The following is a 14,738-nucleotide window of genomic DNA, read 5'->3' on the forward strand; positions in this document are numbered from 1 at the left end:
CGCCAAAATAACAAATGAGTTCGCCAAAATAACAAATGAGTTCGCCAAAATAACAAATGCGATCGCCGAAATAACAAATGCGTTCGCCGAAATAACAAATATAGCGGTTCTCAATTGCGTGAAATACAGACCTAACCCCCAGCCCCTTCCCTGCGTTCGCGCAGTGTCTCGTTGGCACAGCCTCTCGTAGAGAAGAGAAGGAAGGGGAGTAAGCCTCAAAGCCTTTCTTTTTTTAGACTACAGTGTACACACAGTCAAATTACCCCCCTTAATCCCCCCTTATAAAGGGGGGAAATAAGAAATCTAGTTCCCTCCCCTTTCTAAGGGGAGGGTTAGGGTGGGGTAAAACCCTGGTTAATCAGCTATTTCCGACTTGTGTGTACACCGTAGCCCCAAGGCATCGGGGAGGGGCGGTTTTGGCTTTAGACAAAACCGGGGTGGGGTGACGCGGTGAGTAACCGTAAGTGAAGGAACTCAATATCACGTCTTAACAAAAGTTTTACGTTAAGTTGACACTAATGGGCAATGCTGTGCCCCTACGCGAAATCTATATGTATTAGGGTTTTAGTGAATAAGTTTTACTTTCTCTCTCTACAAAATATAAGTTGGAAACATAATTAATCCTTCGCTCGTCCTTGGGCTAGATTAACAATTTCTGTTGTTGTCAACTCACACCACAAATAAAACTCAACTTTGATTACTTTTAATAAGTAATGATGATTTATCGTGCTTATCTAATCCCAAATATCATCTGGTAAAAATAACTCACCGGGATTTATGACTTTTTCTCCGGAAGTTCAGCACAGTCATCAGAAAACAATCTAAGTAAACCTGATTAGTTGCTCCTTACTTGCACACCCACATTCACAAAATGAAATCACATCTACTGGCGATTGGTTTAAGCAGTTTGGTTCTAGTTGCAGGACAAGCTAAAGCCTCACAATTACAGTCTTGGTACTATGATTCTAGCCAAAATCAATTAGACTTAACTACCACTTCGGGAATAGAACCAAAAGCCTTTATATTAGATAATCCTAATCGATTGGTGATTGACTTACCTGGAACTAATTTTAATTCCGATACTGTCAAACAAAGTTTTGGGAAAGCGGTGAAAGAAATTCGCCTCGGCAAACCAGACTCTCAAACCACTCGTTTTGTCGTCGAGTTAGCTCCTGGTTATGATGTTACTTCCCAAAATATATCAATTAAAGGAGATTCCCGTTCTCATTGGATTTTCAAATTCAATTCATTTAACCGCCAAACTAATCCCATTGTTGGAGAAAACAGAGAAGATATTGCCATCAAATCCACAGATGCATCGACATTTGCTGGAGTTGTGAATCTTGGTCAAGAGATGGTTGGTATCACTTCTCAGCTTCGCAGTTTGTTAGCAAGTTATAAAACATTGAATCCGGGAATATTTTTCTTAGATTTATCTACAGGAAATTATATAGATATTAATGGCGAAAAAAGATTTGCTGCTGCCAGTACAATCAAATTTCCCTTATTAGTGGCTCTTTTCCAAGAAATAGATGCAGGTAGAATTAAACTCACCGATAAATTAGTGATGCGGCGCGATTTAAAGGTTGGCGAATCTGGAATTATGCAATACAAACCCATCGGCACTAAATTTAGCGTCCTAGAAACTGCTACCTTGATGATGACAATCAGCGATAATACCGCCACAAATCTAGTTCTTGATCGCTTGGGTGGTGCCACAAAAGTTAGCCAACGTTTTCGCAGTTGGGGATTGCAAAATACAGCACTTCGGAATCTACTTCCAGACATCGGTGGTACAAATACAACTAGTTCCAAAGATTTGGTCAGATTAGCGGCGTTAGTTTCTAATAATCGTTTGCTATCCCCAACTAGCCGCAATCAAGTTTTAGGCATTATGCGCCATGTCAAAACTAATAGTTTACTACCAGCTGGTATCGGTCAAGGAGCTACCATCGCCCATAAAACTGGTACATTGAGATTTATCATCGGTGATGCGGGAATTATTCAAATGCCCAACGGCAAAAGCTATTTAGCAGGTGTTTTGGTACAAAGACCAAATTACGATCCCAAAGCTGGAGATTTTGTCCGTGAAGTTTCCAGAAGAGTCTATAATTACCTAGACAATACCAAAGTTAGCAATATACAACCGATACTTGACGATGCCTCCGGCGGGCTACGCCTACGCACTCCTTAATAAATATAGGGGCGTACAGTTAGCTGTACGCCCCTACATATCTATCGGTATCAGATATTTCGTGAAATGTTATTTCAAGAAATTTCGTATAGCACTACCGCCATACCTACCAACAGCAGGAATTTCCAGGAAGCTATCTGTAGCTTTGCCCGTACCATCGTTGGTAACGAATTTCTCATTACCTGGATGTCCATTAGGCACGAAAAGTTGCGGATGATCAAAAGGCGCTTTCTCAGACCTAACTCGGTCATCAGTCAGTCCCTTTAAAAAGGCAACCAATTGCTGTTTTTCTTCTGGTGATAGATTCAGTGGGGGAAGAACTCCAAAGTCACCACCTCGATTGTAAAAATCAACCACTTGCTCTAAAGTTGCTTGACCTCCATTGTGGAAGTAGGGGGCAGTGAGTTCGACATTGCGAAGTCCAGGCGCTTTGAAAGCTCCGTTTGCAGTTACAGTTTCACTAGAATTCAACGGTGGATTGAGGACGGGGGGGTTTTCGCCAAGGAGAAGCTGAAATTTCCCTAACTGAGCCAATCGTGCCTCTGAAAGCGGATTATTCTGCACAGGGTCACTACCACCCAAACCGGGGTCGTCCGTTACAGGTCTAACGCCGATATTGAAGAAGCCATTGTCTTCAGCAGGTCTTGCACCGAATGGCGCACGTTTGATTCGTCCGTCTTTAGCCACGCTGCTCACTGAAGCAGCTGTTAATTCCGATCCAGCGTGGCAACCAATACACAGAGCCTTGCCCTGGAACAGTTGTTGACCTAGTTGCTGCTGCTTAGTTAGGGCTGTGGTGTTTCCTTCTAAGAAGCGATCAAAGGGCGTATCGTTGGCAATGAGTGTAGACTCGTACAACTGAATTGCCAGCCCAAAGAACAGCGAGAAGTTATACTCCAACAGCGTGTACTCTTTAGTTTTGGAAGAGTTATCACCGCTGTTGACAAAAGTCCTTTTACCTTCAGCATTAACTTGGATAAGTTGATTAGACTTCCACCACTCCGGCTTAAAGGCATCTTTAATCAGCTGGTCGTAGGTTTTATCCTTCAGTCCGGGCAGAGGATATCTGCTGTTTGCACCTAAAACGCTGTCTTGTGGATGCACAATCTGTTTGCCTAGCGGTCTGAGGCGAGATAACTTTTGCCCTAGGACTCGAGGCAGCTTGGTACCCCTAATTGACAGAGCATTTTGCAGCAGTGTACTGAAAGATTTACTGTTGCCAATTTGCGGCAAATTACCAACGGAACTGGATACCGATCCCGGGGGAACCAGACTATCAGTAATATTATCCAGCTCATCGAGATTATCCAGCTCATCGAGATCATCCAGCTCATCGAGATCATCCAGCTCATCGAGATTATCTAGATTATCTAGCGGCAGATCGATGAGAGATTTTTTGTTGTCAATTCGCCCGAACTTATCACCAATTTCTTGAAAAGTGCGACCATCAGCCGACAACTCGAAGGAACTCAGTGGCGGCCCAAGCGCCTGAGAAGCTAAAGACGAATTATTCAATCTGATTTTGACAAATTGGAGCTGATTTGGACTTTCTGCTTTTACCACAGAGGCGTTAGGATCTCTTAAACCGAAGGGATTCACTCCATTAAAGATGTTCTGTGCCCTTCCATCCCAAAAGTTGCGGAAGTTGAATGCTGAATTAATCACGGTTGGGGTGTTACGCGCCTGCACACGGCGCACATTTGTACCTCCCACATTAAACACCGGATCTGGCTCCGTTTTTACTTGGTCTTCCGCGGTACCAGGTACGACATTAACAAACTTACTATTGGAGACACCCTGAGAGGAACTGACATCATTTCGGTCAGATACAACGGTATTAGGATTATTCGGGTCTGACAGCTTGTGGAAGGGAAAATCTCCCGGTTTAAGTTGGTAGTTTGGCGCACCACCTATATTAAAAACTGTATCCGGATTCTCTGTACCATTAGCATTAATCCGTAAAAGCCCAGGAGAAATCTGATTTTTGGATCTATTGTCAGCTCCAGCATGAAAGTGACAACTAGCACAGGAGGTCTGTCCGTCGCTCCCAACCTGCATATCCCAAAAAAGAGTCTTTCCTAATTTGATTGCAGCTGTTTTGTCTTTTATGAAGTTCCCAAGATTGTCAGGTTCTGGAACCGATACGCTCTTGAGCGAAATTAGGGACGGGGCTGTAACCCCTGCTGATACAGTATTTCCAGCTATTATTGCTACCACAATAATGGCAGCAATTGTTATAGTCCTTGAAAATCTCGATCTCAAGTAGTTAGGCTTGCTATATCTGAATCTCCACTCTTGCCGCTTTATTTTTGTCACTAAAGATTTGAGCAAAAATCGACCTCTTAAGGTCAGCAATAAGTAACTTGATAAGGCAGTGGTAAGGATTACTAAGCTGATTATGGGTATAATCCCCATAGTTTTTTTATAAAGTAACACCGAGATAAAGTATACATTTACGAGGAAGTTTTAAATTTAATATTCATGTAAAATGAACACGCAAATTACGAATTTTACGTGAACAAAAAAACACCCTCTAGGGGCTACGAATAATAAATTAAGTTTGGTGAGTCGATTATTTTATATTGAATTTATATTAAATAAGCTATTAACATATTTTCTCAACAATAGTTTGATAAATCAGTTAGGTATATCTTAAACTTATCGTACATTCAAGGGTTTAAGACCCTTACGTCTTGTCGTAGCATATTTTGAGTTGGGGTTTAAATCCCCGAATCAAAATGTCTAAAATGTTTGAATTTTGAATGCGTGAATTTTGAATTGTTAATATTAGCCCTACTTTGTGTAGGATATTTAAATGTTACTACATCAAAGTTCTGGTCGGTGGCGCTTAGGGCTAGCATTATCACTATTGACGGTCTTGTTGTGGGGAATTTTACCTATTGCCCTAGCAGTAACTCTACAAGTACTTGATGTCTATACCGTTATTTGGTTTCGCTTTTTGGTATCATTTCTACTGCTTGCTGTGTATTTAGGGATACGTGGCAAATTACCAAAATTAGAACAATTGCGCTCTGCTTCTGGAAAATTATTAGCGATCGCGACAATATTCTTAGGGATTAATTACTTTTCGTTTACCCAAGGTTTAGCATTAACATCGCCTGCTAATGCTGAAGTTCTCATTCAATTATCTACCCTTTTATTAGGTTTTGGAGGGTTAGTAATTTTTAAAGAACGTTATCGGCTGTCTCAATGGATTGGCGTTAGTGTAATGATTTGTGGTTATCTTTTATTTTTCCACGAACAACTAACGAATTTAATTACAGCACATGGCACATATATACTAGGTAGTATTTTAATTGCGCTAGGCTCAACGGCTTGGGCTATTTATGCTTTGGCACAAAAGCAGTTATTACAATCTTTATCTTCCACTAGCATCATGTTGATTATTTATGGAGGCTGTGCTTTATTCTTCACTCCTCTAGCCAAAGTTAAATCACTTTTTATACTTGATACTTTCCATTTAGGAATGTTGATTTTTTGTGCCTTGAATACTTTAATCGCCTACAGTGCTTTTTCTGAATCATTACAACATTGGGAAGCATCACGAGTAAGTGCAGTAATAGCTTTAGCTCCCATTGTGACATTAATATCAGTCGTGGTTGTATCAGTTATTGCACCTGATTGGACACCACCAGAACACTTCACCCTCATCGCAATATTCGGAGCGGGTTTAGTAGTTACAGGTTCAGTAGCGATCGCCTTGGGAAAAGCTGATTAATTGCAATGTTTTTCAGGATTTTTACTGGATTTTTCAGCTAGTGAATTTGTGCAATATTCAAAGCTACAACATAAATACTGAGGCAGACTATTTTTTATTTGTTATGATTTAATAGTGAAGGCAAACTACTGAAGTCAGCTGGATACTTTACCCATCTCCATGACTTTGTAGGATTTAATTGTTGACTTTATAGCCGAAATATCCTTGCAAAAGAATTCAAAAATCAGAATTCAGGAGTCAGAATAAATTACTAGGGCATTGGGAATCGCTACTTTTTAAAACTACCCCAACTAAGATTTAGTAGGAATTTCAAACCCATCATTTTAAGCAAGCTACATTCGCAATTGATACATAATTCATCGTGAATTATAACTACTGACTCCTAAATTCTGTTTTGATAAAATTGAGGCTAATAACTTTAAGTAAACCAAGCAGGGCGCCCGAATAACTACCAAAGCCAACACCTGATAAAACCAGACTACCGAAACAGTTGAGCGATGAATAGTTTGTTTGGTAATTGGGCCAGCACCCTCAGAAAAAATTCTTTATTGCTGGTTCTTTCAATGGTGCTGCCAACATTTGGAATTAGTAATTCTGTCTTGGCAGCAGAGCGGATTTATGCATCTTATTCAGCCTTAGAGCTTTCCATTTCAGTAACCACTTTAGAGAACTATGCCAAAACAGGTGTAATTAACGAAGACTTAGCAGCCTATCAGCGATATCTGCCTTTAGAACAGCTTCAAGAATTGCGGCGGATTTTGCTTAATCGTGTGAAAGTTAGTCCAGTAGTAGTTTCGCAACTTCTCTACACACCGCAAGGAGAATTTTTACTGCATCGATTGGCGCAAGTGATTAAAACCAGTCAACCAGAACCAGGATTGGGTACTTTGCGTTCGGCGCTAATTTTAGCTTCTGGAGAATCGGGAGGCTTGACACTTTTAAATGTGTTGCGTAAATATCCCACCAGCAGCATTCGCCTTGATATGGCCGAGACTTTGGAAATAGCTACGGAATTAGAGGAACTTGTTAACCAAACCCATCAGGCGCTCGCAGCCGTTTCTCAAAAGTCTAAAATAGAAGCTGATAGCATTTCCCAACCAAATTTATCGCAATTGCCCGATTTAAAGGTTCCGGGAAAATTTAAGTCGCAAAAATACACCCTGAAGTTTTTCGACTCAACCCGCAATCGGCTTTTATTGACTGATGTTTACATTCCCAATGTCCAGAAGACTGCACCAGTAATTGTCATTTCTCACGGCTTGGGTTTAGACAGCAGTAACTTTCAATATTTAGCCACTCATCTAGCTTCTTACGGATTTGCCGTCGTCGTTCCCAATCATCCTGGTAGTGATGCGAAACAATTGCATTCTCTGCTAAAAGGACGCGCCATTGAAGTCGCAGAACCAAGTGAATTTCAAGACCGACCTTTGGATGTAACATATATACTGAATCAATTGCAAAAAGGCAATCAATCTGATTCACGGTTTAAAGGTCGCTTAAATCTGCAACAAGTCGGAGTATTTGGTCAATCTTTGGGAGGCTACACAGCCTTGGCCTTGGCAGGCGCTAAAATTAACTTTCAGCAGCTAAAACAAGACTGTCAACCAGCAGCACTGCAAAATACCTGGAATATGTCTTTACTGCTCCAGTGTCGCGCTTTAGAATTGAGCATTAGCAAGTCTGGCAAAGATTATAACCTGCGGGATGAGAGAGTGAAAGCTGCGATCGCAGTTAATCCCATTACTAGTTCGATTTTCGGCAAAGCTGGCTTAAGTCAAATTAAAACTCCAGTGATGATTGTCAGCAGTAGTGATGATACAGTTGCACCAGCTTTATCCGAGCAAATTTTACCTTTCTCTTGGTTGGCGAATTCCCAAAAGTATCTTGTCATGCTTGTTGGTGGCACACACTTTTCCACCATTGGCAATGCTAACCCTGTAAATCAACAAGTAGCATTACCTGCCGATATGATTGGCGATGCCTCCCAAGCGCGTCGTTACATGAATGTTTTAAGTTTACCTTTCTTCCAAACATACATTGCAGGAAGGCCACAATACACGCCCTACCTGAACGCCGCCTATACTCAAAGCATTTCTAGTAAGTCGCTTGGTTTGAGTCTCGTCAAGTCATTGAATACAGCCGAATTAGCACAATTATTGGATATAAAAGGAGCCAAACTCGTAAAAAAAAAGTTCCCAACACCATAGTCAGCTTCGGATTTTGGATGTTGGATATTGGTGTTGCATTGCTGCATGTGATGATTTTTATTTGATTTGAACAGACGTAATTAATTTCTTTTGTGCAATTTATCGTAAATTAAAGGGTTTAAGACCCCTACATCTACATGTAGCATCCATTTGAGTCGGGGTTTAAATCCCCGTCTGAAATGTCTTTAATTTTGAATTTTGAATTTTGAATTTTGAATTGTTAATTGCGTCTTTATAAAATTAAAGGCTCAATTTTTGCTTGGACTTCTTCAATTAGCTCTTGTTCAACTTTCTCTACAAACAAAACCTTTCTAACTTTCCAGTCTAGTGATTTGATCTGATCAGCTAGCACCACGCCACTGGTGATCATTCCGTCAGGAAGCGGAACCTCAAAGTTAAGACCTTTTTTTTGATTAGTAATTGGACAAATTAGAACTATAGAAGCCATTCGATTGTATTTTAATGGTGACATAACTAAAAAAGGACGATAGCCCATCTGCTCACGCCCTTGAGGTTTTAGTTCAGCATTAAGCGTTTCAGCAATATCTTCAAATGACATTCCTGATGTTCTCAGGGCTAATACACGTCGGATCGAATCAGCCGTAATTTGCTTTGTAGTTCCGCAGTCTAACTTGACAATATCACCTCTATCTGGAATGTATGGTTTAACTACCAAACTTCATTCCCCACAGCAGATCCAGTATCTATTTCAGAATGGAAATTATCTGGAGTCATACCTTCCAATAATTCATCAAGCGTATATTTTTTTCGCTGCTGCGGTGTAATTACAATGCTATTGCCTGAAATGCTGAAAGTTATGTCTGTCCCCTCTTTGAGATTAACTTGTTCAGCCAAAGCTTTCGGAAGTCGAATAGCTAGGCTGTTTCCCCACTTAGAAACAACTGTAGTCATAACTACCTCAAAATAAATGCTTTCTTAGACAATTTCACACCCAAACATAAAACTTTCAAAGCTTGACGCGCCTATTTTAGATTATTTTACGTATCTACTTTGAATATACCATAATTTGTATTTTCGCTATGTTACGGAAGCCTTGCCAGATCATTACACCATCTTCTAATTATTTGCACTTACCTTAGTTACTGTAAAAACTATAACCAGCACAGATATATACGATCGCACTCATACTTCTCGACATATACTTTAAAGAAATGTGACATTTAATTGCGCTATTGTAAAAGTTAGCTTTACATAAGTTCAGTTATGAGCCAGTCTGAATATACTACAGCCCAAGCTAATGCCCTGACTAACCACGATCGCAAACCTGTTCACATACCTGGCTCTATTCAACCTCATGGCGTTCTACTGGCACTCAGTACTCAGCTAGAGATACTGCAAGTTAGCAACAATACCCAAGTGTATTTGGGCAAAGCTTCAGAAGATGTGCTCGGTAAACCTTTGAGCTATTTACTTGACCCTCAGCAAGTGGAAATTGTCAAGCAGTGCTTAGTAAAAAAGATTGGCAGTGCTAATGCTTTTAAAGTACTAATACATACTTTATATGGGGAAATATACTTTGATGCTATTGCTCATCGTACAGAAGAAGCTGTGATTCTGGAGCTAGAACCAACTGACTCGGAATCTGAAGTGAGTTTCTTAAGCTTTCATAGTTTGGCGAGTGAAGCGATCGCTAAAATGCAAAGGACATCCAATCTGGGAGAATTTTTGCATCTGGTCGCTAAAGAAATCCAAAAAATCATCGGTTTCGATCGGGTGATGGTCTATCAATTTGACGAGTCAGAAGCGGGTTCTGTTGTTGCAGAAGTTAAACGGGAAGATTTATCACCTTATTTAGGACTCCACTATCCGGCTACAGATATTCCAGCGCAGGCTAGGGAGTTATACACGCGCTGCTTTCTGAGATTTCTCCCCGATTTGACTGCCGAACCAGTCAAACTACTTCCAACAGAAAATCCGACAACACATCAGCATCTTGACTTAAGCTACTCTGTGCTACGAAGTTTTGATTGGTGTTGTACTCAATATCATCAAAATATGGGAGTAAAAGCTCTTTTGGTGATTTCACTTATTCAAGAGCAGAAGCTTTGGGGATTAATATCCTGTCACCATCAAACACCAAAGTATATTTCTTACGAAGTCCGCAAGATGTGCGAATTTTTGGGACAGATTGCGTCTTCAGAACTAGCACACAAAATTAGTTACTCAGAATGGGATTATAAAGTAAAACTCAAATCGCTACAGTCTGAGTTTCTAGAATCTATTTCCCAAGCCGACAATTTTATCGATGCCCTAATCAAACCGGAAATTCGCTTGCTCGATCTTGTTAGTGCTTCAGGAGCGGCAGTTTGTCTGGATAATGAAATTACCCTTGTAGGGACAACACCAAATATTGATGAAGTTCGAGCGCTCATTGAATGGGCGGATACTCAAGTTAGTGACAACCTGTTTTCTACTGATTCTCTGCCGAAGCTTTACCCAGAGGCGCTGATATTTAAAGATACTGCTAGTGGCTTGTTACTACTGCGGATTTCTAAAATCCGGCGCTATTACATCCTTTGGTTTCGCCCTGAAGTTATCCAAACGGTACACTGGGCGGGAAATCCACAGGAATCCATGCAAGCACAGGCAGATGGTAGCTTTACTCTATCTGTGCGAAAATCCTTTGAACAATGGCAAGAAACGGTTAGATTAACTTCTCTACCTTGGAAACCTTGTGAACTTGACAGTGCGATCGCTTTGAATAATGCGATCGTTGGTATTGTACTCTCGAAAGCGGATGAATTAGCTAAAATCAACCTGGAGTTAGAGCGCAGCAACCAAGAACTAGCATCCTTTGCCTACGCCGCTTCCCATGACCTCAAGGAACCTTTGCGGGGCATTTATAACTTCTCAACAGTGCTGCTAGAAGACTATGCCCAAGTATTAGATGATGAGGGAATTGAATGTTTGCAAACAGTAGTATCCTTGTCTGTACGCATGGAAACTCTGATTAATGCTCTATTGCGGTTATCGCAGTTAGGACAAGCACAACTGCGCTTACAAGCAACTGACCTCAACGAATTACTCAACCAAGTAATTGACGTTTTTCGTGCTAGTCGTCAAGACTCTGGGCTTGTGGATATTCGCATTCCTCGGCCTTTACCAACAGTTTTATGCGACCAAGTTCTCGTTAATGAAGTCTTCAGTAATCTGCTTGGGAATGCGTTCAAATACAACGATAAAGCAGAGCAATGGGTTGAGATTGGCTACCTTTCTCAAGAAGAATGGCAGAGGGGCAGGGGAGCAGAGGGGCAGAGGGGCACAGGAGCAGGGGGAGCAGGGGAAGCAGGGGAAGAACAATTGATCCATGTCCCATGCCCCATGCCCAATCGCCAATCCCCAATCTTTTATATCCGAGATAACGGTATTGGAATTCCAGAGCATCACCTAAAAATCATCTTTAGATTATTTAAGCGGCTCCATTCCCAGCAAAAATACGGTGGAGGAGCTGGTGCAGGACTCGCTATTGCTAAGAAGATTGTTGAGCTTCATAACGGTAAAATTTGGGTGAAATCTACTGTAGGCGTTGGCTCTATGTTCTATTTTACGCTGCAATAGTTTAAGATAATAACTAAATATATATTTTTGTTAAGTTCTTTTAAGACCACTAATGACAAAAAAACTTCATGAACCGCTGCTTGTTGTTGAGGACAGCAATGAAGATTTTCGGATACTACAACGTCTGATGCAGCGTATGTCCGTCCAGAACCCTATACACCGTTGTACTAATGGAGATGAGGTTTTAGAGTTGCTTTATCAACAGGGGAACGATGCCTATGCTAAGAGCGAAGACCGACCCAATTCTAAAGCAGCATTACGACCCTCTGTGATCTTGCTCGATCTCAATTTGCCAGGTATTGATGGCCGTGACATTTTAGATCGGCTCAAGCAAGACAAGAGTTTCAAGGGAATCCCCATCGTTGTTTTTACCACATCATCTAACCCCAAGGATATTGAATTGTGCTACCAAAAGGGCGCAAATGGATATCTGGTAAAACCGATGGATGCTCAGGAACTAAAAAAGACGGTTCAGGCATTCGTGGACTACTGGCTTGAAGCCAATACGCCACCTGTGTTGGATTAATTTATTTATTTTCTGTTAATGTGGCAGTAGGGATAATAGGATAATGAAGAAGACAGCTCAAGCACACACCGACATTTTCCTATTTGAATCACTGTGTCTGTCTTAAATGCGTTTTCCCCATTTTGCTGTTTTTCACACTGTCTTTGACTATTTTATATTGCTTTAGAATTACTAAGGAATTTAGATTTTATTTAGACTTATTTGTATATTATTTTTATAATTACGCAATAAAAACACAATCTGGATAAAAGGGATCTATATAGCTCCCCGATCCTCATAACCTTATGTTGGACACATGGACGCTACTTATCATCGATGATTGTGCCGCAGATCGGAAAATCTATCGTCGATATCTTTTGAAAGATCCGCACCAGTCCTACAAGATTTTGGAGGCAGACTGTGCAGAAGAAGGACTTGCTTTGTGTCAAAAAGAACGCTGCGATGTCATACTGCTGGATTTTTGCCTACCTGATATGAGTGGGTTAGAACTTTTTGATCGCATACAGCAGGAGATATTTAAGACTTCTGTGCCCGTGATTATGTTGACAGGGCGCGGCGATGAAGAAATCGCTGTGCAGGTAATGAAACGGGGTGCTTTAGATTACTTAGTTAAGCAAAATCTTACACAGGATGTGCTGCAACTAGCAGTCCGCAACGCCATCAAGCAATCGTGCTTGCAAGCCCAACTGCTCAAAACTCAAGAGAGACAGCGCTTAATTGCCACGACTGCTTTACGAATTCGCCAGTCTCTTAATCTAGAGCAAATTTTGAATACGGCTGTAGCTGAGGTACAGCAACTTTTGAAGTGCGATCGCGTGATAGTGTATAAGTTTGCGCCAGATACAGATGGTAAGATAGTTGCCTCATCAATTGAGCCATACCGGACTGTGGCATTGTGCGATCGCGTCGGGGTTGGGGACAAGGGGACGAGGAGACAAGAAGACAGAGGACTGATGACTAGGGAAGAATTTTCTCCATCCCCAATCCCTTATATCTATGAGCTTGGCTTGTGTAATTGTGTCAATTTAAAAGAGCAATTTAATACTAAGGCAAATCTGGTGGTTCCGATTAATCTGAGAAACAATGGGAACTCAACCCCCAAAGTTTGGGGTTTATTGATTGCTCACCATAATTCCGGGGAACGACACTGGCAAACTGATGATACAGAAATGCTCAATGAAGTATCAGTGCAATTAGCGATCGCTATTCAACAGGCGGAATTGTTAGCCCAAACTCAAGCAGCTCTTGCCAAAGAAAAGCAGCTCAATGTATTTAAATCCCAAATAATTACAACGGTTTCCCATGAGTATCGAACGCCGCTAACTTCAATTCTGGCTGCGGCATCAACTTTGGGAAAACATAGTCAGCAACTGGATGAACCTAAACAACAGAGGTTCTTGGGAATCATTGAACAGAAAGCAAGGTATATGTCTAAACTCGTGGATAATATGCTTCTGGTTAACCAACTTGAACTGGAAAAACCCAAGTTTCAACCAATCTCAGTCGATTTACTGCAATTTTTTTCTGAGCTTTTAGAACAAGAGCGAGAAACAATAGGCGATCGCCACGAATTTATTTTTAAAATTACTGGGAATCATCATGGATTTTGGGGCGATCGCGGGCTTTTGCAGCAAATTTTTATTAACTTAATGTCCAATGCAATTAAGTACTCTCCAGATGGAGGTAATGTAGAATTCCACCTGATCGGCAAAGAATCAGAAGCAGTTTTTTACATCAAAGATCAGGGAATTGGTATCCCGATGGCAGATCAAGAAAATTTGTTTCAATCCTTCAGTCGTGGAAGTAACGTTGACACAATTCCTGGTACAGGCTTAGGACTAGCGATCGCTAAAGCTTGTGTCGAGTTACATAGTGGCAGTATTAGCTTGTCAAGTGAAGTTGGGCAAGGAACTAAAGTTACAGTTAGCTTACCAAAGATATGCCCAACAAATTAACTATCTTCATCATCTACTTGACTTGTGGCAATTTGGTTATCAGTTATCAATTAATCTTCATACTTAAAAGCTTGTCATTACTTACATTTTTGTGACAGTAAAATTATCCTGCTGACCTACATTTAGCCCAGAACTTAAGTTCAGCAGATCATAACTCAAGTCCACTCAAGATAACTTTAGCTATAAAAAAGGGAATTGATTAAGAGACGGATTAGCAACGAAGCCAGAGATAAAAAAATGTGTGTAACGAGAAGTGCTTAAAAACAGTATTAATGAATCAAAGAAGAGTGCAGAGAAAGAAGTCCTATCTATGCCAGATGCAGATGTGATTTTCTATCGTAGTTTTTTCAGTCAGCAAGAGAGCGACGAGCTTTTTCAAAACTTGTTTAATGAAATCAAATGGCGACAAGACAAGATGAAGATTTACGGTAAGGAAGTAAACTTGCCAAGAAAAACTGCTTGGTATGGAGATAGAAACAAATCATATCATGTCCGGGTAATTAGTTACGATTAAACTCCAAATTGAATCCACCAGTGA

The 14,738-nt window shown here is 40.8% G+C and carries 10 protein-coding genes and 1 pseudogene; 8 read left to right on the forward strand and 3 right to left on the reverse strand.

Annotated elements, in window-relative coordinates; all coding sequences use genetic code 11:
- Together HWQ58_RS37375 and HWQ58_RS37380 are read left to right on the forward strand one after the other, a co-directional pair.
- Window positions 1-190 (forward strand): annotated as a pseudogene (locus tag HWQ58_RS37375) (hypothetical protein); the annotation flags it as partial.
- Between the two features lie 681 nt (window positions 191-871).
- Window positions 872-2,194, forward strand: coding sequence for a serine hydrolase (locus HWQ58_RS37380; RefSeq protein WP_292873757.1), 1,323 nt, complete (start codon window positions 872-874; stop codon window positions 2,192-2,194).
- A gap of 69 nt (window positions 2,195-2,263) precedes the next feature.
- Here HWQ58_RS37380 and HWQ58_RS37385 read toward each other — a convergent pair whose 3' ends face one another.
- Window positions 2,264-4,609, reverse strand: a complete 2,346-nt coding sequence (locus HWQ58_RS37385; protein ID WP_292873759.1) for a cytochrome c peroxidase — start codon at window positions 4,607-4,609, stop codon at window positions 2,264-2,266.
- Window positions 4,610-5,009: 400 nt separating this feature from the next.
- Between HWQ58_RS37385 and HWQ58_RS37390 the strand changes: the two genes are divergently transcribed.
- Together HWQ58_RS37390 and HWQ58_RS37395 are read left to right on the forward strand one after the other, a co-directional pair.
- The gene (locus HWQ58_RS37390; protein ID WP_292873761.1) at window positions 5,010-5,933 is read left to right on the forward strand and encodes a DMT family transporter; all 924 of its coding nucleotides are present in this window, start codon (window positions 5,010-5,012) and stop codon (window positions 5,931-5,933) included.
- A 497-nt stretch (window positions 5,934-6,430) separates the two neighbouring features.
- Window positions 6,431-8,140 (forward strand): alpha/beta hydrolase, encoded by a 1,710-nt coding sequence (locus HWQ58_RS37395; protein WP_292873763.1) that lies wholly within the window; start codon window positions 6,431-6,433, stop codon window positions 8,138-8,140.
- A 232-nt stretch (window positions 8,141-8,372) separates the two neighbouring features.
- On the opposite strand, the gene HWQ58_RS37400 is transcribed toward HWQ58_RS37395, so the two are convergent.
- Window positions 8,373-8,816: a type II toxin-antitoxin system PemK/MazF family toxin gene (locus HWQ58_RS37400; protein ID WP_292873765.1), complete on the reverse strand. Its 444-nt coding sequence runs from the start codon at window positions 8,814-8,816 to the stop codon at window positions 8,373-8,375.
- Window positions 8,810-9,052, reverse strand: a complete 243-nt coding sequence (locus HWQ58_RS37405) for an AbrB/MazE/SpoVT family DNA-binding domain-containing protein (RefSeq protein ID WP_292873767.1) — start codon at window positions 9,050-9,052, stop codon at window positions 8,810-8,812. The genes HWQ58_RS37400 and HWQ58_RS37405 overlap by 7 nt, the downstream gene beginning before the upstream one ends.
- Before the next feature lie 312 nt (window positions 9,053-9,364).
- On the opposite strand from HWQ58_RS37405, the gene HWQ58_RS37410 reads away from it, so the two are divergent.
- The 4 genes from HWQ58_RS37410 to HWQ58_RS37425 all read left to right on the forward strand — a co-directional run bounded on the left by HWQ58_RS37410 (window position 9,365) and on the right by HWQ58_RS37425 (window position 14,714).
- Complete coding sequence (locus HWQ58_RS37410; RefSeq protein ID WP_292873769.1) at window positions 9,365-11,719, forward strand: ATP-binding protein; 2,355 nt, start codon at window positions 9,365-9,367, stop codon at window positions 11,717-11,719.
- 52 nt (window positions 11,720-11,771) lie between these two features.
- Window positions 11,772-12,245 carry a response regulator gene (locus HWQ58_RS37415; protein WP_292873771.1) on the forward strand — a complete coding sequence of 158 codons (474 nt, stop codon included), beginning with the start codon at window positions 11,772-11,774 and terminating at the stop codon, window positions 12,243-12,245.
- 284 nt (window positions 12,246-12,529) lie between these two features.
- Window positions 12,530-14,200, forward strand: coding sequence for an ATP-binding protein (locus HWQ58_RS37420; RefSeq protein ID WP_292873773.1), 1,671 nt, complete (start codon window positions 12,530-12,532; stop codon window positions 14,198-14,200).
- A 310-nt stretch (window positions 14,201-14,510) separates the two neighbouring features.
- Window positions 14,511-14,714, forward strand: coding sequence for a hypothetical protein (locus tag HWQ58_RS37425; protein WP_292873775.1), 204 nt, complete (start codon window positions 14,511-14,513; stop codon window positions 14,712-14,714).
- The last annotated feature ends 24 nt before the right edge of the window (window positions 14,715-14,738 follow it).

Source organism: Nostoc sp. LPT (assembly GCF_017115165.1).
GTDB lineage: Bacteria > Cyanobacteriota > Cyanobacteriia > Cyanobacteriales > Nostocaceae > Nostoc.

What these genes read in the sequence shown, in the direction of transcription:
- HWQ58_RS37380 (WP_292873757.1), top strand. Translation starts at nt 872, where the DNA reads ATGAAATCACATCTACTGGCGATTGGTTTAAGCAGTTTGGTTCTAGTT.
- HWQ58_RS37385 (WP_292873759.1), bottom strand. Translation starts at nt 4,609, where the DNA reads ATGGGGATTATACCCATAATCAGCTTAGTAATCCTTACCACTGCCTTA.
- HWQ58_RS37390 (WP_292873761.1), top strand. Translation starts at nt 5,010, where the DNA reads ATGTTACTACATCAAAGTTCTGGTCGGTGGCGCTTAGGGCTAGCATTA.
- HWQ58_RS37395 (WP_292873763.1), top strand. Translation starts at nt 6,431, where the DNA reads ATGAATAGTTTGTTTGGTAATTGGGCCAGCACCCTCAGAAAAAATTCT.
- HWQ58_RS37405 (WP_292873767.1), bottom strand. Translation starts at nt 9,052, where the DNA reads ATGACTACAGTTGTTTCTAAGTGGGGAAACAGCCTAGCTATTCGACTT.
- HWQ58_RS37410 (WP_292873769.1), top strand. Translation starts at nt 9,365, where the DNA reads ATGAGCCAGTCTGAATATACTACAGCCCAAGCTAATGCCCTGACTAAC.
- HWQ58_RS37415 (WP_292873771.1), top strand. Translation starts at nt 11,772, where the DNA reads ATGACAAAAAAACTTCATGAACCGCTGCTTGTTGTTGAGGACAGCAAT.
- HWQ58_RS37420 (WP_292873773.1), top strand. Translation starts at nt 12,530, where the DNA reads ATGTTGGACACATGGACGCTACTTATCATCGATGATTGTGCCGCAGAT.
- HWQ58_RS37425 (WP_292873775.1), top strand. Translation starts at nt 14,511, where the DNA reads ATGCCAGATGCAGATGTGATTTTCTATCGTAGTTTTTTCAGTCAGCAA.